Genomic DNA, 17,754 nt, shown 5'->3' with positions numbered 1-17,754 from the left:
CTTGTGCAAACGGGGGGAACGATGACGCCTTCAATTGTCCGGTTTCGCGCCCCCGGTCAACCCCGCCCTGCACGGGGTAAGCGAACGGCGCGCGCAAAATGGGTGCGGTTCCGCCGATTTCCTTCTGGGAGTGCGGTTGCGGTGGGGTAGGATTTGCGCGTTTTCCCCGTGCCGGAGCGCCCGCGATGAAGGACTGGCGATGAAGGAGCTGCGCTGCCTCGTGTTCACCGACCAGGAGGTCGTGAAGGCCGTGCTCGACCGCCGCCGCCGGATGCGCGAGCCGCTACCCAACGGCACGGTCGGCAAGGTCACCTACCGTCCCGGCCAACCCGGCGGCGGCGGGGTGGAGACGCTGATCCAGGTCACCGGGGACGAAGGTGACGACCGCAGCATGACCCTGCACGAGTCCGAGGTCGCGGCGGCGCTGGTGTCCTATTGCATGGGGCGCAAGATCCCCCTGCCCGTCGAATCCGACAAGATGATCCACCTGATCAACGGCGCCCTGACGCTGATGATCACCATGAACTTCAAGAAGCCCCCGCGCTTGGTGGAGGACCGCATCGAAGGGGCGGAGCCCGCCCCCTCCCCCTCCCCCGGCCCGGTGCCGCGCAAGGCCGCCTCGCGACGTTGATTGCCGCCGTTGATTTGACCGCATCCCGTGACATGACCCAGACCGATTCCCCCCACACGCGCGCCGTCACGCTGCCGAGCGAGGAGGCGACCGCCGCGCTGGCCCGCCGTTTGGCCGCGGCGCTGGCTCCCGGCGACCTCGTCGCCTTGCGCGGCGACCTGGGCGCCGGCAAGTCCGCCCTGTGCCGCGCCCTGATCCGCGCCGTGACGGAGGAGGACGCGGAGGTGCCGTCCCCGACCTTCACGCTGGTGCAGACCTACGACACCGACATCGGCCCGGTCTGGCATTTCGATCTCTACCGCCTGTCCGGCCCCGACGAGGTGACCGAGCTGGGCTGGGACGAGGCCCGCGCCGAGGCCGTCCTGCTGGTGGAATGGCCGGACCGGCTGGGTCCGCTGCTGCCCGCCGACCGTCTCGACGTCGCGATGAGCTTCGCCGGGCCGACCGAGCGCCGCGCCACCCTGACCGGCCATGGCGTCTGGGAAGCGCGCTTGCACGCCCTCGACCTCACCGGACTGGGCCTTTCCGGACTGGAGGGGCCGTGACCGACCGTGCGTCGCAGATCGCCGCCTTCCTCGCCCGCCACGGGCTGGAGGGGGCCAAACGCGAGCCGCTGGCCGGCGACGCCTCGGCACGCCGCTACGAGCGCCTGACCACGCTGGACGGCGACACGCTGATCCTGGTCGACACCCCCGTCCCGGCCGAGGATCTGGTGCCCTTCATCGCCATCGGCGCGACGCTGGACCGGCTGGGCTTCTCCGTCCCCGCCATCCTGGCGGCGGAGGTCGAGGCGGGGCTCGCCATTCAGGAGGATTTCGGCGATGGCACCTTGACCCGCCTGCTGAACGCGGGGGAGGAGCCGCGCCCGCTCTACGAACTGGCGACCGACGTTCTGATCGAGCTGCACCGCCGCTTCCCCGTGGAGGAGGCGGCCTGCCTGAACCTGCCGCTCTACGACGCGGCCCTGTTCACGCAGCAGGTGGCGCTGTTCGCCGACGTCTACCTGCCCGCGGCGACGGGAAAACCCCTGTCGGACGAGGCCCGGTCCGACTTCGACGCGGCCTGGGCCGCCGTCGTCCCGGAGGCTTGCGCCGGGCCGCAGTCGCTGCTGCTGCGCGATTACCATGTCGACAACGTCATGCGGCTGCCCCGGCCCGGCCTGCGGGCGGCCGGGCTGATCGATTACCAGAGCGCCGGGCTCGGCCCCGTCGCCTACGATCTGGTGTCGCTGCTGGAGGACGCCCGCCGCGACCTGCCCGCCGGGCTGGAGGGCGTTCTGCTCGACCGCTACCGGACGGCCTTCCCGGATCGGGACTGGGGCGCCTTCCGCCGCTCCTACGCGGTTCTGGGCGCGATCCGGCACACCCGCATCGTCGCCATCTTCGTGCGTCTGGCGTTGCAGCGCCGACGCGGCTATCTCCTTCACCTGCCGCGCGTCTGGCGGCTTCTGGAAGGCCAGCTTGCCAAGCCCGAACTGGCCCCGGTCGCCGACTGGTTTGCCCGTCATCTGCCGCCGGGTACCCGCGCGGAGCTTGTCGTTCCGGAGCCGGATTGATTATGTCGCCTGTCTCGAAGAAGACCCGTACCAAGACGCCGCCTGTGGCGACCGTCCCCCATAAGGCCATGGTGATGGCCGCCGGGCTGGGCCTGCGGATGCGCCCGCTGACCCTGGAGCGCCCGAAGCCCCTGATCCCGGTGATGGGCAAGCCGATGCTCGACCACGCGCTCGACCGGCTGGAAGAGGCCGGCGTGGCCTCCGCGGTGGTCAACAGCCATTACAAGGGCGAGATGATCGCCGCCCATCTGGCGGGGCGGACCACCCCGGCCATCACCCTGTCGCCGGAGGACACGCTGCTGGAGACCGGCGGCGGCGTGAAGAAGGCCCTGCCGCTGCTCGGCGCCGACCCGGTCTATGTGGTCAACGCCGACATCCTGTGGCTCGACGGCCCCTCCCCCACCCTGGCGCGGCTGGCCCGCCACTGGAATCCGGACGAGATGGACGCGCTCCTCCTGCTGATGGCGACCACCAAGGCGGTGGGCTACGAGGGGCGCGGCGATTACCACATGGACCCGCTGGGCCGGCTGACCCGGCGCGGCGAGATGGAGATCGCCCCCTTCGTCTACGCCGGCGTCCAGATCGTGAAGCCGGAACTGTTCGCGCAGGACACCCCCGACGGCGCCTTCTCGACCAACCGCGTCTGGGACCGCGCGCAGGAGGCCGGGCGTCTTTTCGGCCTCGCCCATGACGGGTTGTGGTTCCACATCGGCACCCCCGACGCGCTGGCCGAGACGGAGGAGATGCTGTCGATGAGCGACGTGTCGGTGGTCACCACCTGACAGGCCACCCAACCGTCCCTTTGTGAGAATTTTTGTATTCCTTGACGCTTTGTGGTCTCATTGCCCCACATCTAGTATCCTCGCGCGTCTGACGATACAGCTTCCGGGGCAGGCATGAGCGGCAGGGCGGAGCCCAAGGTCTATTCGATTCCCACCGGCGTGTCCTTCGTGGACCAGCTCGCCGCGGGCATCCTGGACCGCGTGGGGAACGACCCGCTGGCGCTGGCCGGGGTGACCGTCCTGCTGCCGACGCGCCGCTCCTGCCGCTCGCTGCGCGAGGCCTTCCTGCGCCGCTCCGGCGGGCAGCCGATGCTGCTGCCGCGGATGAGCCCGCTGGGCGAACTGGACGCCGCCTCGCTCAGCCTGACCTCGGCGGAGGAGCTGCCCGGCGTGCCGCTGGAGTTGCCCGACCCGATCAGCGGGCTGAAGCGCCAGATGATGCTGGCCCGGCTGATCCTCCAGGCGACCGGCGTGTCGGCCACCACCGCGCAGGCGGTGCGGCTGGGCGCCGACCTGGGGCGGCTGATCGACGCGGTGTGGACGGAGAACGTCGCCTTCGACCGGCTGGCCTCGCTGGTGCCGGAGGATTACGCCCAGCACTGGCAGGTGACGCTGGAGTTCCTGAAGATCGTCACGGAGCACTGGCCGGCCATTCTCGGCGCCAGCGCACTGACCGATCCCGCGCAGCGCCGCAACCTCGTGCTTCAGACCCAGGCCGCGCTCTGGCGGGCGGAGCCGCCGCAGGGGCTGGTGATCGCCGCCGGCTCCACCGGCTCCATCCCGGCCTCCGCCGACCTGCTGGCGGTGGTCGCCGCCCTGCCGCAGGGGGCCGTCGTGCTGCCCGGCCTGGATCTGGAGGCCGACGAGGCGAGCTGGGACGCCATCCGCGCCGACGAGGCGCACCCGCAACACGGCCTCGCCCACCTGCTCGACCGGCTGTCGGTTGGCCGCGCCGCCGTCCGCCGCTGGAACGACGCGGAGGAGCCGCGGGCCGCCCGCGCCCGCCTGCTGGCGGAGGCCATGCGTCCCGCCGCCACCACGGAAAGCTGGCGGGAGCTGGACGGGCTGGACGCCGCGGCCCTGGACGGGCTGACCCGCATCGACGCCCCGACCGCGGAAGAGGAGGCGTCGGTCATCGCGCTCCTGCTCCGTCACGCGCTGGAGACGCCGGGCAAAACGGCGGCGCTGGTCTCCCCCGACCGCAACCTCGCGCGCCGGGTCGCCATGGCGCTGACCCGCTGGGGCATCGCGGTCAACGACTCGGCGGGCCAGCCGCTGGTCCACACCGCGGTCGGCACCTATCTGCGCCTGACCGCCGAGCTGGCCGCCAGCCGCGCCCACCCGCTGGCCCTGCTGGCGCTCGCCAAGCACCCGCTGGCCGCCGGCGGGCACGACCCGGCGGAGTTCCGCCGCTCCGCCCGCGCGCTGGAGCGCACCGTGCTGCGCGGCCCCCGCCCGGCGGAGGGCTTCGCCGGGCTGATCGCCGCGCTGAAGGCCGCCGACCGCTTCGACCACCCGGACCAGCAGGCCACCCTGCTCGGCTGGCTGGAAAATCTCGAAACGCTCGCCACCCCCTTCATGGAGGTGCTGTTCAGCGACGCCCCGCTCAGCGACCTCGTCCGCGCGCACGTCGCCTTCGCGGAGGCGCTGGCCTCGCGCACCGACGCACCGGGGTCGGAGTTCCTGTGGCGGCAGGACGACGGCGAGGAGGCCGCGACCTTCGTCCATGAGCTGCTGGAGGCGGCGGACGGTTTCCCCGCCGTTCCCGGCAAGGACTATCCGGCGCTGCTCGACGCGCTGATGGCGATGCGCCCGGTGCGCCCGCGCTTCGGCCTGCACCCGCGCCTCTACATCCTCGGCCCCATGGAGGCGCGCCTCCAGCATTTCGATCTGCTGATCCTCGGCGGGCTGAACGAGGGGACTTGGCCGCCCGACCCTGACGCCGATCCCTGGATGTCGCGCCCGATGCGCCGCGACTTCGGCTTGCCCAGCCCGGAACGCATGGTCGGCCTATCCGCCCACGACTTCACCCACGCCTGCGGCGCCGAGGAGGTCGTGCTGACCCGCGCGGAGCGGGTGGACGGCACGCCCACCGTCCCGTCGCGCTGGCTGCTGCGGCTGGAGACGGTGCTGCGCGCGCTGGGTCTGGACGGGCGGATCGAGCTGGCCGGGGAGCCCTGGCTGGCCTGGGCGCGCGGGCTGGACGAGCCGGACGCCGTGCGCCCCGTCGCCCCGCCGGAGCCGCGCCCGCCCGTGTCCGCCCGCCCGCGCAAGCTGTCGGTCACCAAGATCGAGAAGTGGATGCGCGACCCCTACGCCATCTACGCCGAGCATGTGCTGCGCCTGCGCAAGCTCGACCCCATCGCCGCCGACCCCGGAGCCGCCGACCGCGGCCAGTTCATCCACGCGGCCCTGGACGCCTTCGTGAAGGCCTATCCCGGCCAGTTGCCCGACGGCGCACTGCACCGGCTGCTGGCGATGGGGCGCGAGTCCTTCGGCCCGCTGCTGCACAGCCATCCCGACGTCTGGGCCTTCTGGTGGCCGCGCTTCGAGCGCATCGCCGAGTGGTTCGTCGGGCAGGAGCGCGACCGCCGCCGCACCCTGAAGCCGCTCGCCACCGAGGTGTCGGGCGAGTTGGCGCTGAGCGGCCCCGCCGGTCCCTTTCTGCTGACCGCCAAGGCCGACCGCATCGATTCGGGCGGCGAGGGGCTGGTCCTGATCGACTACAAGACCGGCACCCCGCCCTCGACCCGCGAGATCGAGCTGGGCTTCGCCCCGCAGCTCCCGCTGGAGGCCGCCATGGCCGAGGCCGGCGGCTTCGCCGGGGTGGCGAAGAACCGGGTGGCCGAGCTGGCCTTCTGGCGCCTGTCCGGCGGCGACCCGCCGGGCGAGGAGAAGGCGGTGAAGGGCGACCCGGCGACGCTCGCCACCGAGGCCCGCGCCGGGCTGGAGGAACTGATCCGCCATTTCGACGACCCTGCCACCCCCTACCGCTCCTGCCCCCGCCCGGCAATGGCCCCGCGCTACACCGACTACGCCCACCTCGCGCGGGTGCAGGAATGGTCGGCGGGTGGCGATGGGGGTGAGGGGTGATGAGCACACATCTTAACCCCCACCCTAACCCTCCCCCGCTTTCGCAGGGGAGGGAATCAAGGCCCTCCCCTGCCCAGCGGGGGAGGGAGGGGACCCATGCGCAGCATGGGGAGGGTGGGGGCAACGCCTCACACATGACGACCCGCCCATGACCGTCCTCGACTTCCCCGTCCGCGAGCTTCCGCTGGACCCCAACGTCGCGCAGCGGCTCGCCTCCGACCCGCTGTCGTCGGTCTGGGTGGGCGCCTCCGCCGGGTCCGGCAAGACGAAGGTGCTGACCGACCGCGTGCTGCGGCTGATGCTGTCCGGCACCGCGCCGGCGCGCATCCTCTGCCTGACCTTCACCAAGGCGGCGGCGGCGGAGATGTCCATCCGCATCAACCGCACGCTGGGCATCTGGGCGACCCTGCCCGACGAGGGGCTGGAGGATCGGCTCGCCGACCTCTGCGGCGAGCGGCCGAGCGTGGAGACCCGCACCATCGCCCGGCGGCTGTTCGCCCAGGTGGTGGATTGTCCGGGCGGCATGAAGATCCAGACCATCCACGCCTTCTGCCAGTCGCTGCTGCGCCGCTTCCCGCTGGAGGCCGGACTCGCCCCGCATTTCGAGGTGATGGACGAGCGCACCGCCGCCGGCCTGCTGACCGAGGCGCGGGACGAGGTGCTGCACGCCGGGCGCGCCGCCCCCGACAGCCCGCTCGGCAAGGCGATGGCCCGCCTGACCGCCGAGCTGAACGCCGAGGAGTTCGCCGACATCCTGGCCGAGCTGGCCAGCGAGCGCGGGCGGATCCAGCGCCTGTTCGAGAGCTTTCACGGGCTGGACGGCGCGGTGGACGCGGTCCACGAGGCTTTGGGCGTGCCGCCCGGCATCACCGAGGCGGCGATCCTGCGCGAGGCCTGCGCCGACCACGCCTTCGACGGGACGAGCCTGCGCGACGCCTGCCGCGCGCTGTCCACCGGCAGCAAGACCGACGAGGAGCGCGGAGTCGGCATCCAGAGCTGGCTCGACGCCGCGGAAAACCGTGTGCGCGCCTTCCAGATCTACGCCCGCCATTTCTTGACGGCGGAGGGCGGTGCACGCAAGACCCTGATCACCAAGAAGCCGGCCACATCCTTCCCCGCCGCCCTGACGGCGCTGGAGCGTGAGGCGGAGCGGCTCGTTTCGCTGATGAAACGGGTTCGCTCGGCCGGTGTCGCCGCCTCCACCACCGCCCTGCTGACCCTGGCCGAGGCCCTTCTGCACGCCTACGAGGCGAAGAAGAAGGCCAAGGCGCTGCTCGACTACGACGACCTGATCCTGTCGGCCAACGCGCTGCTGCGCGGCAAGGACGGCGTGCCCGCCGTGCCCTGGGTGCTGTTCAAGCTGGACGGCGGGCTGGACCACATCCTGATCGACGAAGCCCAGGACACCAACCCGGAGCAATGGCAGGTCGTCGGCTCCATCGCCGAGGAGTTCTTCGCCGGCCTCAGCGCCCGGGACGGGGGCGAGACGACGCGCACCGTCTTCGCCGTGGGCGACGAAAAGCAGTCGATCTTCAGCTTCCAGCGCGCCGATCCCGCCGAATTCGCCCGGATGCGCCGCCATTTCCAGACCCGCGCCAAGGCGGCCGAGCGCGACTGGCACGCGGTCGAACTGGACATCTCCTTCCGCTCCACCGCCACCGTGCTGCAGACCGTGGATGCGGTGTTCCGGCTGGACGGCGCCAAGGATGGTGTCGCGTCCGAAACGAACCCGGTGATCCGCCACCGCGCCTTCCGCCGCGGCCATGCCGGTCTGGTCGAGCTGTGGCCCCCGGTGAAGCCGGCGGAGGCCGCCGACCCGCCCGCCTGGGCGCCCCCGGTGGAGCGCGAGGCCGCCGATTCGCCGTCGGCCCGGCTGGCCGCGGTCATCGCCGACACCATCCGCGACTGGACCCAGCGCGGCGAGTCGCTCGAGTCGCGCGGCCGGCCGATCCAGCCCGGCGACGTCATGGTGCTGGTCCGCCGCCGCACCGCCTTCGTGACGGAGCTGGTGCGCGCCCTGAAGGACCGCGCCGTTCCCGTGGCCGGCGTGGACCGCATGGTGCTGACCGAGCAGCTGGCGGTCATGGACCTGATGGCGCTGTGCGAGTTCCTGCTGCTGCCGGAAGACGACCTGACGCTGGCCACCGTCCTCAAGGGGCCGCTGATCGGCCTGACCGAGGACCAGCTCTTCGACCTCGCCCACGGGCGGCGCGGCACGCTGTGGCGGGCGCTGGTGGCGAAGGCGGAGGACGACCCGGCCTACCGCCCGGCCCGCCGCTATCTGGGCGGCCAGCTCGCCCGCACCGACTTTCTGGCGCCCTACGAGCTGTTTGCCGGGCTGCTGGCCGCCCCCTGCCCAGCCGATCCGGACGGGTCGGGCCGCCGCGCCCTCCTGAAGCGGCTCGGCCCCGACGCCCAGGACCCGCTGGACGAATTCCTGGCCGTATGCCTGGCCTTCGAGAAGACCGAACCGCCCTCGCTGCAGAACTTCCTGGCTTGGCTGGCGGCCAGCGAGGCGGAGATCAAGCGCGAGCTGGAGCAGGGCGGCGGACGCGTACGCATCATGACGGTGCACGGCTCCAAAGGGCTCCAGGCGCCCATCGTCTTCCTGCCCGACACGCTGGGCACGCCGACCCAGAGCCCGCCGATCCTCTGGCCCGACGAGGGCTGTACCGTCCCTCTCTTCGCCGCCCGCCGCTCGCAGGAGGACGCGCTGTGCGCCGAGGCGCGCGCCCGCGCCAACCGCCGCCGCGACCAGGAGTACAGGCGCCTGCTGTACGTCGCCCTGACCCGCGCCGAGGACCGGCTGTACGTCTGCGGCTACCAGGGCAAGAAGGAGCCGTCGGAGGCCTGCTGGTACAAGCTGGTCGAGGCCGCGATGGGCGAGATCGGCGTGCCGCACCCCTTCGACTTCTCCACCCTCTGCCCGGACGGCTGGAGCGGCGAGGGCTGGCGGCTGGCCGACCCGCAGACCGCCGTGCCCAAGCCGGACGGCGCCGGGGCCGGCCGCGTGCTGGCGGCGCAGGAAGCCCCGCCCTGGCTGACCGCCGCCGCCCCGGAGGAGCCGGAGCCGTCGCGCCCCCTCACCCCCTCCCGTCCGGACGGGGACGAGCCGGCGATGCGCTCCCCGCTCGGCGAGGACGACGGGGCGCGCTTCAAGCGCGGCCTGCTGATCCACCGGCTGATGCAGACCCTGCCCGACCTGCCGCCCGACGCGCGGGAGGCTGCCGCCCGACGCTACCTCGCCCGCCCCGGGCATGAGCTGACGGCGGAGCGCCAGGATGAAATCGCATCCGAAACGATGCGCGTCCTGACCGATCCGCGCTTCGCCCGGCTGTTCGGCCCCAACTCCCGCGCCGAGGTGGAGGTGGTCGGTCTGGTGACCGGGCGCGCCCTGTCGGGCCGGGTCGACCGGCTGGTGATCGAGGAGGACGCGGTGTGGATCGTCGACTACAAGACCAACCGCCCGCCGCCCGTCCGGGCGGAGGATGTGCCGCCCGTCTATGTCCGCCAGATGGAGGCCTACCGCGCGGCGTTGCGCGCCATCTACCCGGACAAGGCCGTGCGCTGCGTCCTGCTGTGGACCGACACCCCGGCCCTGATGGAACTTCCGGAGTGAGGCGCGCGCGATAGTCCGCCTTTGGAACTTTTCACCCCCGGCCGCGTTGCACGGGGCGGCGGATTGGGTTGACGAGACCGCATTCGCGCCCCGGCTTGACCGGTGAGGGGGGTCGGTCATACATTTTGCCAAATTCCACCGATGAGGGATGGGTCCGCCGCCGGTGGAAAATCGGCGCGGCGGTGCCCCTGAACCCAGGCATAGAGGTCACATGAGCGATCCCATCAAGGTCACCGACGACAGCTTCGAGCAGGACGTGCTGAAGGCCGACGGTCCGGTCCTGGTCGATTTCTGGGCGGAGTGGTGCGGCCCCTGCAAGATGATTGCTCCCGCGCTCGACGACCTCGCCAAGGAGTATGGCGGCAAGGTCACCGTCGCCAAGCTGAACATCGACGACAACCCCGGCACCCCGACCAAGTACGGCGTGCGCGGCATCCCGACGCTGATGCTGTTCAAGAACGGCAACGTCGCCGCCACCAAGATCGGCGCCCTGCCGAAGACCGCCCTGTTCACGTGGGTCGACGAGGCTCTCTGAGCCAAGCGGTCCCCGGACGATCGAAAAGCCCCGCCCCTCCGGCGGGGCTTTTTGTTTGCGCGGCCTTGCGGCCTGTCGGAGACTGCGCGGACCATGGCCTACCGACTGCCGCCCCTCAACACCCTGCGCCTGTTCGAGGCCGCCGGCCGCCACCAGAGCTTCAAGGCGGCGGCGGAAGAGCTGCATCTTACCCCCAGCGCGGTCAGCCACGGCATCCAGACGCTGGAGGACTGGCTTGGGGTGGAACTGTTCCTGCGCGGCAACCGCAGCCTGTCGCTGACCCCCGCCGGCCACGCCTATCTGCCCCGCGTGCGCGACGCGCTGCAGTCGCTGGCGCTGGCGACGGAAAGCGTGCCGGGCCGCAAGCCCAACGGGCGGCTGTCGGTCAGCGCCGCCCCGACCTTCGCCCTGCGCTGGCTGATTCCCCGCCTTCCCGCCTTCCAGGAGCGTCACCCGGCGATCACGGTGGCGCTCGACACCGCCCACCGGGTGGTCGAGTTCCCCCGCGACGGCATCGACGCCGGCATCCGGCTGGGCCGTGGCGACTGGCCCGGTCTGGCCGCGCTGAAGCTGATGGAGGAGGATCTCGTCCCGGTGGCCGCCCCCGCCCTGGCGGCGCGCATCGCCTGCCCCGCCGACCTCGCCACCGTCCCGCTGCTCCACGTCGCCGACGTGTCGGAGGACTGGACCGCCTGGGCCGAGGCGGCGGGCCTGCCGCCGTCGGCGCTGGACGACGGGCTGAAGCGCGGGTTGCGGCTGGACGCGATCCATATGGCGGTGGACGCCGCGGTGCGCGGGCTGGGCGTCATCATCGGACGGCGCCCGACCATCGACCCGGAGCTGGCGTCCGGCCAGCTGGTCGAGGTGATGGGGCCGCGCCTGCGCGCGAAAAGCGCGTATTGGCTGGTCACCGCCCAAGACAGCCTGCGCCGCCCGGAGGTCGCCGCCTTCCGCTCCTGGATGCGGGCGGAGTTCGCTCAGGGGCGGTGACCCGCTTCGGGTGAAATCCGCTCACCCGACGATGAAAAGGTCCCGTTTGCCGGAGCGGCGGGGACAGCCCGATGCTGGTGCTTCCATCGCACCCCCCGGAGGTCACCATGACCCTGCACGTCCTCCCCCGCACCGCACCGTCACCGGCACACCGCCTTCACACGCTGCTGGCCTGGATCGCCCGCTTCCGGGAGGAGCGCCGCCAGCGCGACGCCCTGCTGTCCCTCTCCGACTATGAACTGCGGGACATCGGCATCACCCGCTACGACGCCGTCACCGAGGCGCAGAAGTCTCTCTGGCGGTGAAGGTCGCGGTTTACAGACGGTCCCGCCGGATCGCCTCCAACAGCCCCTCGGCCCCGGCCTCGCAGAGGTCCAGAACCTCGGTGAAATGCAGCCCCTCGCCGTAATAGGGGTCGGGCACCTCGCGCTTCGGTGCGTCGGGGGCGTAATCGAGGAACAGGGCGACCGTCGCCCGGCTGTCCGGCGGGGCCATGCGCCGCAACTGCGCCAGATGCCCGCCGTCCATCGCCAGGATGTAGTCGAAGTCAACGAAGTCCGCCGCGGTCACCTTGCGGGCGCGCAGGTCCGACAGATCCACCCCGCGAGCCTTGGCCGCGCGCTGGCTGCGCGGGTCGGGCGCCTCTCCCACATGATAGCTGTGGGTGCCCGCCGAATCGGTGCCGATGCGGCCCGCCAAACCGGCTTGCCGAACCCGGTCGCGGAACACACCTTCCGCGGTGGGCGACCGACAGATGTTGCCCGTGCACACGAACAGGACCTTGACCATCCCGGCCTCCTCCTCTCTGCTTTCCCGGTCCGAGATCTAGCAGCCGTTCCCCGAACCCGCCAGGGCGCCATGACCATCGCCAATATGACCGCCGCCATCACGACCATCGCCAATCATCTGAAGCCGACCGACTCCATCGTCATCCTGACCGGGGCCGGCATTTCCAAGGAATCCGGCCTGGACACCTTCCGCTGCGCCGACGGTATCTGGGCCAAGGTCGATCTGGAGGACGTCGCCACGCCGGAGGGCTTCGCCCGCGACCCGGTTCTGGTGCACCGCTTCTACAACGACCGGCGGCGCGGCCTGCGCGACCCCGCGGTGCAGCCGAACGCCGCCCATCGGGCGCTGGCCGAGTTGGAGCGGCGCTGGAAAGGCGACCTGCTGCTGGTCACCCAGAACATCGACGATTTGCACGAGCGCGGCGGGTCGCAAACGCTGATCCACATGCATGGGGAGCTGAACGCCGTCTTCTGCCGCCATTGCCACAACAAGGTGGAAAACTGGACCGGCGACCTGTCGGTGGAGGACGTCTGCCCGTCCTGCACCCGCAAGGGCGGCATGCGCCCCGACGTGGTGTGGTTCGGCGAGATGCCCTACCAGATGGAGCGGATCTACCGCGCGCTGGGCGCCTGTGACCTGTTCGTCTCCATCGGCACCTCCGGCAACGTCTACCCCGCCGCCGGCTTCGTGGCCGAGGCGCGCAACGCCGGCGCCCTGACGGTGGAGCTGAACCTGGAGCCGTCGGCGGGCGCCAGCCTGTTCGCGGACTCCGTCAACGGCCCGGCGACCGAGCTGGTCCCGGCCTTCGTGACCGAGCTGCTGAGCCTTTGACTGGTGACCTGAAGGTGACTGGTGACCTGAAGGAACTGTTCGAGCAGGCCCGCGCCTGCCGGCTGTGCGCGGGAGTGTTGCCGCACGGCTGCCGCCCGGTGCTGCGCGGCAGCCCGTCCGCCCGCCTGCTGATCGTCGGGCAGGCGCCGGGCGCGCGGGTGCACGCCAGCGGCATTCCCTGGAACGACCCGTCCGGCGACCGGCTGCGCCAGTGGCTGGCCATGGACCGTGACGCCTTCTACGACGAGAGCCGGATCGCCATCGTCCCCATGGGGCTCTGCTACCCCGGCACGGCGCCGAAGGGCGGCGACTACCCGCCGCGCCCGGAATGCGCGCCGCTCTGGCACCCGCCTCTGCGCGCCGCCCTGACCGGGGTGCGGCTGACCCTGCTGGTCGGCAGCTACGCGCAGGCCCACTATCTGGGAAACCGCCGCCGACGCACGATGACCGACACGGTGGCGGCGTGGCGGGATTACCTGCCGGAGTTCCTGCCCCTGCCCCACCCGAGCTGGCGCAACACCGCGTGGCTGAAGAAGAACCCCTGGTTCGACGCGGAGCTGGTGCCTGCCCTGCGCCGCCGCGTGGACGAGGCTCTGGACGGGTGACTCACCCCTCCATGGCCTCGATGCGCTCCATGTCCTCGTCCGACAGGCCGAAATGGTGGCCGATCTCGTGGATCAGGACGTGGCGGACGATGGCGAACAGGTCCTCGCCCGTCTCGCACCAGTAGTCCAGGATCGGGCGGCGGTAGAGGAAGATCATGTCCGGCCCGCTGCGCAGGTCGGCGACGCTCTGCCGCGTCATATCGACGCCCCGATAGAGGCCGAGCAGGTCGAAGGGGCTCTCCAGCTCCATCTCGCGTTCGGTCTCCTCGTCGGGGAAATCCTCGACATGGATCGACAGATTGGCGATGGGGGCCAGGAGTTCCCGCGGAATCGTCTCCAACGCGTCCTCGGCCATCCGCTCGAGGTCGGGGGTGGAGGGGGGAACGGTGTGGGTGTGTGCCGGTTTGCGCATCATACGGGGGAAGGTAGCGCCGCTTGCCGCCCAGGCCAAGCGGCGCTAAACCGGAAGGCGGACCGGAACACCGATTTGATCCACAATCGATCCGTGTCCGTTACGCCTTGCACAGACCAACGAAGTACAGGCCAACCAACAACGGGGGAAGGAATGTCGGACAAGCTGGTGGGCGCCAAGCGGCAGACCGCGCTGAAGGAACTGCACGGCTGGGCGGAGGTTCTGGAGCGCGACGCGATCCGCAAGACCTACCATTTCCCCGACTTCCCCGCCGCCTGGGGCTTCATGAGCCAGGTCGCCCTGCTGGCGGAGCGGGTGAACCACCATCCGGAATGGTTCAACGACATGGGCCGGGTGGAGATCATCCTGTGCACCCGCAGCGCCGACGGCCTGACCCAGGCCGACGTCGATTTCGCCCACCGCGTGGACCAGATCGCTCCGAACCGCGACCGCTGATCGTCGCACGCCCGGAGCGCGTCACGCCGGTTCCAGAACCACCTCCACATCCGCCGGGCGCCCGAAGAAGGGGGCGGTGGTGACCAGCAGCGGACAGCCGGCGGCGGCGTAGGCCGCCGCGTTGTCCTCCGTCACGCCGCCGGCCGCCGCGACGACCGGCGGACGCGGCAGGCCGCGCGTCGCCGCGACCACCGCGCGGGCCTCCTCCGGCGTGCGCTTCTCCAGTTGCAGCACGTCGGCCCCGGCCCGGGCGAAGGCAATGGCGTCCGCCACCGTGTCGACCTCCACCACGATCTTCTTTTCCGGCGCCCGGCGGCGCAGATCGGCGATCCAGGACTCCGGCGATCCGGACAGGAAGGCGCGGTGTTCGGGGAAGACCAGGATCGTTTCCGACAGGCCCAGCCGGTGCATCACCGCCCCGCCGGCCAGCACCGCCTTGACCGACAGGTCCTTGGCGCCGGGAAAATTCTTGCGGGTGCAGGCGACGGTCACCCCGGGGGCGGCCTCGACGATGCGGCGGGCGCGGGAGGCGATGCCGGAGGCGTATTCGACCAGCGTCTGCGCCACCTTCCAGCCGCGGTGCAGGGCGCCCGCCGGTTCGTGCCCCTCCAGGAAGGGCGCCCCGGCCTCAACCGCCGTGCCGCTGGGTCGGACGGACGTCACCGTGCCGCCGGCCTTCTCGATCAGGCGGGCGGCTTCCTCCGTCCCGGCCAGCACCATGGCGCCGCGCGCCGTGAACCGGATGCGCGCCGGGGCGGCGGCGATGCCCAGCGAGTCGGTGGTCAGGTCGCCGTAGGGAACGTCCTGGGCGAGGAGCGCGTCGAGCGCGGCATCGGACAGGACGATCATCGGCGGTTCCCTTCTTCTTGTTAAAGCCACCCGCGGCGGCGGAAGTACCAGAGCGGCACCACGGCGGAGAGCACCATCATCACGATGGCCATGGGATAGCCGAAGTCCCAGTCCAGCTCGGGCATGTGGCGGAAGTTCATGCCGTAGGCCGACGCGATCAGGGTCGGCGGCATCAGCGCCACGGAGACGACCGAGAAGATCTTGATGATCGCGTTCTGCTCGATGTTGATCAGGCCGAGCGTGGCGTCGAGCAGAAAGTTCGCCTCGTGCGCCAGGAAGCCGGCGTGCTCGTTCAGGGACCGCAGGTCGCGCGTCAGGGTCTTCAGCGCGGCCTTCTGCTCCTTGGTCAGCCGCCCGGCGGCGACGGAGGAGAGGAAGGCGACCAGCCGGTCCAGCCCGGCGAGGCTGTCGCGCACCTTGTGCGTCAGGTCACCGGCCCGCCCGATGCCGCGCAGCACGTCCTGCAGCTCGTCCGGCTTCTTGGAGCTTCCGACCCCCTTGCTGTTCAGCGAGTCGGTGAAGATGCGCGCGGACAGCCCGTCGATGCGGGCGCCGATCAACTCCAGCACGTCGGCAACCCGGTCGATCACCGCGTCGAGGATGCCCAGCAGCGCGTCCTCCGCGCTGGCCAGAAGCTCCGGCTGGCGGATGGTCCGCGCGGCGAAGGTGGCGACGGAACGCGGCTCGGTGAAGCGCACCGTGATCATGTGCCGGGGGGTGAGGACGAAGGTGACCTCGCCCTGCTCCGGCATCGGCGAATCGGCCCGCGCAATCACCGAGGAGGTCAGGTAGACGGCCTCCCCCTCGGTGTAGAGCTGGCTCGACGCCTCGATTTCCTTCATTTCCTCGCGCGTCGGCAGGTCACAGCCGGTGACGGCGCCGACATGCGCGCGCTCCGCCTCGTCGGGGCGGAGAAGATCGATCCACACCGTGTTGGGCGGCAGCGGCTCGCCGAGGGCGAGCGGCTGCTCGACCACGCGGCCGCCCACCCGGGCGTGGACCGTGATCATGCAAGGGCCTCGGCGGGGACCGGGGCGCCGGCGGCGCGGCAGGCGGCGGCCAGCGTGTTCAGCATCAGGCAGGCGATGGTCATCGGCCCGACGCCGCCCGGCACCGGGGTGATGGCGCCGGCGACCTTGACCGCCTCGTCGTAGGCGACGTCGCCGACCAGCCTGGTCTTGCCCGGCTCGGTCGGGTGTGGCACGCGGTTGATGCCGACGTCGATGACCACGGCGCCCGGCTTGATCCAGTCGCCGCGCACCATCTCCGGACGGCCCACCGCGGCGACCAGGATGTCGGCGCGCCGGCATTCGCCGGGCAGGTCCTGGGTGCGGGAATGGGCGACGGTGACCGTGCAGTCCTGCTGGAGCAGCAGTTGCGCCATCGGCTTGCCGACGATGTTGGAGCGGCCGAGCACCAGCGCCCGCTTGCCCTTCAGGTCGGCGCCCAGCGTGTCGCGGAGCAGCAGCAGGCTGCCCAGCGGCGTGCAGGGCACGATGGCGCCGGGGCTGCCGGTCGCCAGCAGGCCGGCGTTGACGACGTGGAAGCCGTCCGCATCCTTTTCCGGAACGATGCGGGCCAGAACCTTTTGGGTGTCGATGTGGCTCGGCAGGGGAAGCTGGACCAGGATGCCGTGCACCGCCGGGTCGGCGTTCAGCCGGTCGATCAGGGCCAGCAGCTCCGCCTCGCCGAGATCGGCGGGCATATGATGGTCGAAGCTGTTCATGCCGAGATCGGCCAGAGCCTTTTCCTTGGACCGGACATAGACCTGGCTCGCCGGGTCCTCGCCCACCAGCACGACGGCGAGGCCGGGGGTGACGCCGTGGCTGGCCTTGAGCGCGGCCACACCCTCCGCCACGCGGGCGCGCAGCCCCGCGGCGAACGCCTTGCCGTCGATGATCCTCGCCTCAGCCATCGCTCTTCCCCGTATCAGGCTTTGCTGTTTCCACCAGCACCGTCAGCCGGCGCATCAGGTCGGCCGGGTCGCCGGCCACATGGACAATCTTGTTCCGGTCGGTGGCGCCGGCCACCACCGTCAGGCTGGTCTTGGGCAGTTTCCACGCCTTGGCCAGCAGCTTCACCACCGCCTCGTTCGCCTTGCCGTTCTCCGGCACGGCGGTGACGGTCACCTTCAGGGCCGTTCCTCCGGACGCCGTGGCGGCCAGCCCGGCGATGGCGTTGCGCGACGCCTTGGGCGTCACCCGCAGCGCCAGTCGGACACCGTCCGCCACGGCTTCGAAAGGAACAGCTTCCAAAGGCCCCGTCATCAGAAGCGCGGCCAGTATTCCGCCATCAGGTTGCGGATGAAGAAGATCAGCAGGATCAGCGCGATCGGCGACAGGTCCAGGCCGCCCATGTTCGGCAGAACGCGGCGGATCGGGCGCAGGACCGGTTCGGTGACGCGGTAGAGGAAGTCGCCGATGACATAGACCGCGCGGTTGCGGGTGTTGACGACGTTGAAGGCCACCAGCCAGCTCAGCACCGCCGAAGCGATGAGCAGCCACACATAGAGGCTGAGAACGGTGTCGATCAGCAGGTAGAGCGCAATCATGCCCGGCCCGTCCCTTTATTGTCCGATTTTGCGGGGCACCCTAAGCACAAGCGGCG

Annotated in this window: 19 protein-coding genes; 12 read left to right on the top strand and 7 right to left on the bottom strand. The window is 71.2% G+C overall.

What is annotated here, in order from left to right; translation table 11 throughout:
• The first annotated feature begins 199 nt into the window (after positions 1–199).
• From H1Q64_RS05800 to H1Q64_RS05760, 9 genes are all read left to right on the top strand, one after another.
• Positions 200–631, top strand: coding sequence for a hypothetical protein (locus H1Q64_RS05800; RefSeq protein WP_237904744.1), 432 nt, complete (start codon positions 200–202; stop codon positions 629–631).
• A 32-nt stretch (positions 632–663) separates the two neighbouring features.
• Positions 664–1,176, top strand: coding sequence for a tRNA (adenosine(37)-N6)-threonylcarbamoyltransferase complex ATPase subunit type 1 TsaE (gene tsaE, locus H1Q64_RS05795; protein WP_237904743.1), 513 nt, complete (start codon positions 664–666; stop codon positions 1,174–1,176).
• Positions 1,173–2,186 carry an aminoglycoside phosphotransferase family protein gene (locus H1Q64_RS05790; RefSeq protein ID WP_237904742.1) on the top strand — a complete coding sequence of 338 codons (1,014 nt, stop codon included), beginning with the start codon at positions 1,173–1,175 and terminating at the stop codon, positions 2,184–2,186. The genes tsaE and H1Q64_RS05790 overlap by 4 nt, the downstream gene beginning before the upstream one ends.
• Positions 2,187–2,188: 2 nt before the next feature.
• A complete protein-coding gene (locus H1Q64_RS05785) occupies positions 2,189–2,968 on the top strand; it encodes a nucleotidyltransferase family protein (protein WP_237904741.1) in 780 nt (259 codons plus the stop codon).
• Between the two features lie 114 nt (positions 2,969–3,082).
• Entirely contained in the window at positions 3,083–6,061 is a 2,979-nt protein-coding gene (addB, locus tag H1Q64_RS05780) for a double-strand break repair protein AddB (RefSeq protein WP_237904740.1), read from the top strand.
• A gap of 148 nt (positions 6,062–6,209) precedes the next feature.
• Complete coding sequence (gene addA / locus H1Q64_RS05775; protein ID WP_237904739.1) at positions 6,210–9,680, top strand: double-strand break repair helicase AddA; 3,471 nt, start codon at positions 6,210–6,212, stop codon at positions 9,678–9,680.
• Between the two features lie 211 nt (positions 9,681–9,891).
• Positions 9,892–10,215: a thioredoxin TrxA gene (gene trxA, locus H1Q64_RS05770; protein ID WP_014238663.1), complete on the top strand. Its 324-nt coding sequence runs from the start codon at positions 9,892–9,894 to the stop codon at positions 10,213–10,215.
• Positions 10,216–10,308: 93 nt separating this feature from the next.
• Positions 10,309–11,205, top strand: coding sequence for a transcriptional regulator GcvA (gene gcvA, locus H1Q64_RS05765; protein ID WP_237904738.1), 897 nt, complete (start codon positions 10,309–10,311; stop codon positions 11,203–11,205).
• 107 nt (positions 11,206–11,312) lie between these two features.
• Entirely contained in the window at positions 11,313–11,510 is a 198-nt protein-coding gene (locus H1Q64_RS05760) for a DUF1127 domain-containing protein (RefSeq protein WP_237904737.1), read from the top strand.
• A gap of 10 nt (positions 11,511–11,520) precedes the next feature.
• Here the strand turns inward: H1Q64_RS05760 and H1Q64_RS05755 are convergent, their stop codons facing one another.
• Positions 11,521–11,994 (bottom strand): low molecular weight protein-tyrosine-phosphatase, encoded by a 474-nt coding sequence (locus H1Q64_RS05755; protein WP_237904736.1) that lies wholly within the window; start codon positions 11,992–11,994, stop codon positions 11,521–11,523.
• 69 nt (positions 11,995–12,063) lie between these two features.
• Between H1Q64_RS05755 and cobB the strand changes: the two genes are divergently transcribed.
• On the top strand, positions 12,064–12,825 hold the full coding sequence (gene cobB / locus H1Q64_RS05750; protein ID WP_237904735.1) for a Sir2 family NAD+-dependent deacetylase: 762 nt from the start codon (positions 12,064–12,066) through the stop codon (positions 12,823–12,825).
• 14 nt (positions 12,826–12,839) lie between these two features.
• Complete coding sequence (locus H1Q64_RS05745) at positions 12,840–13,430, top strand: uracil-DNA glycosylase family protein (RefSeq protein WP_237904734.1); 591 nt, start codon at positions 12,840–12,842, stop codon at positions 13,428–13,430.
• Position 13,431: 1 nt separating this feature from the next.
• Here H1Q64_RS05745 and H1Q64_RS05740 read toward each other — a convergent pair whose 3' ends face one another.
• Entirely contained in the window at positions 13,432–13,845 is a 414-nt protein-coding gene (locus H1Q64_RS05740) for a metallopeptidase family protein (RefSeq protein WP_035669725.1), read from the bottom strand.
• A 150-nt stretch (positions 13,846–13,995) separates the two neighbouring features.
• On the opposite strand from H1Q64_RS05740, the gene H1Q64_RS05735 reads away from it, so the two are divergent.
• Complete coding sequence (locus tag H1Q64_RS05735) at positions 13,996–14,298, top strand: 4a-hydroxytetrahydrobiopterin dehydratase (protein WP_137139450.1); 303 nt, start codon at positions 13,996–13,998, stop codon at positions 14,296–14,298.
• A 21-nt stretch (positions 14,299–14,319) separates the two neighbouring features.
• Here the strand turns inward: H1Q64_RS05735 and modD are convergent, their stop codons facing one another.
• From modD to H1Q64_RS05710, 5 genes are read right to left on the bottom strand one after another with little or no spacing between them, the layout of a single operon-like run.
• Complete coding sequence (modD, locus tag H1Q64_RS05730) at positions 14,320–15,147, bottom strand: ModD protein (RefSeq protein ID WP_237904733.1); 828 nt, start codon at positions 15,145–15,147, stop codon at positions 14,320–14,322.
• A 20-nt stretch (positions 15,148–15,167) separates the two neighbouring features.
• Positions 15,168–16,157, bottom strand: coding sequence for a magnesium transporter CorA family protein (locus H1Q64_RS05725; RefSeq protein ID WP_237904732.1), 990 nt, complete (start codon positions 16,155–16,157; stop codon positions 15,168–15,170).
• On the bottom strand, positions 16,154–17,062 hold the full coding sequence (gene folD / locus H1Q64_RS05720; RefSeq protein ID WP_237904731.1) for a bifunctional methylenetetrahydrofolate dehydrogenase/methenyltetrahydrofolate cyclohydrolase FolD: 909 nt from the start codon (positions 17,060–17,062) through the stop codon (positions 16,154–16,156). Before folD ends, H1Q64_RS05725 begins: the two co-directional genes overlap by 4 nt.
• On the bottom strand, positions 17,055–17,414 hold the full coding sequence (locus H1Q64_RS05715; protein ID WP_237904730.1) for a DUF167 domain-containing protein: 360 nt from the start codon (positions 17,412–17,414) through the stop codon (positions 17,055–17,057). The genes folD and H1Q64_RS05715 overlap by 8 nt, the downstream gene beginning before the upstream one ends.
• Entirely contained in the window at positions 17,414–17,698 is a 285-nt protein-coding gene (locus tag H1Q64_RS05710; RefSeq protein WP_237904729.1) for a YggT family protein, read from the bottom strand. Before H1Q64_RS05710 ends, H1Q64_RS05715 begins: the two co-directional genes overlap by 1 nt.
• Positions 17,699–17,754: the final 56 nt, after the last annotated feature.

Origin of the sequence: Azospirillum brasilense, assembly GCF_022023855.1 — a bacterium.
In the GTDB taxonomy this organism is placed as follows: Bacteria; Pseudomonadota; Alphaproteobacteria; order Azospirillales; family Azospirillaceae; genus Azospirillum; species Azospirillum brasilense_F.
This window is presented reverse-complemented; position numbering and strand designations above follow the sequence as displayed.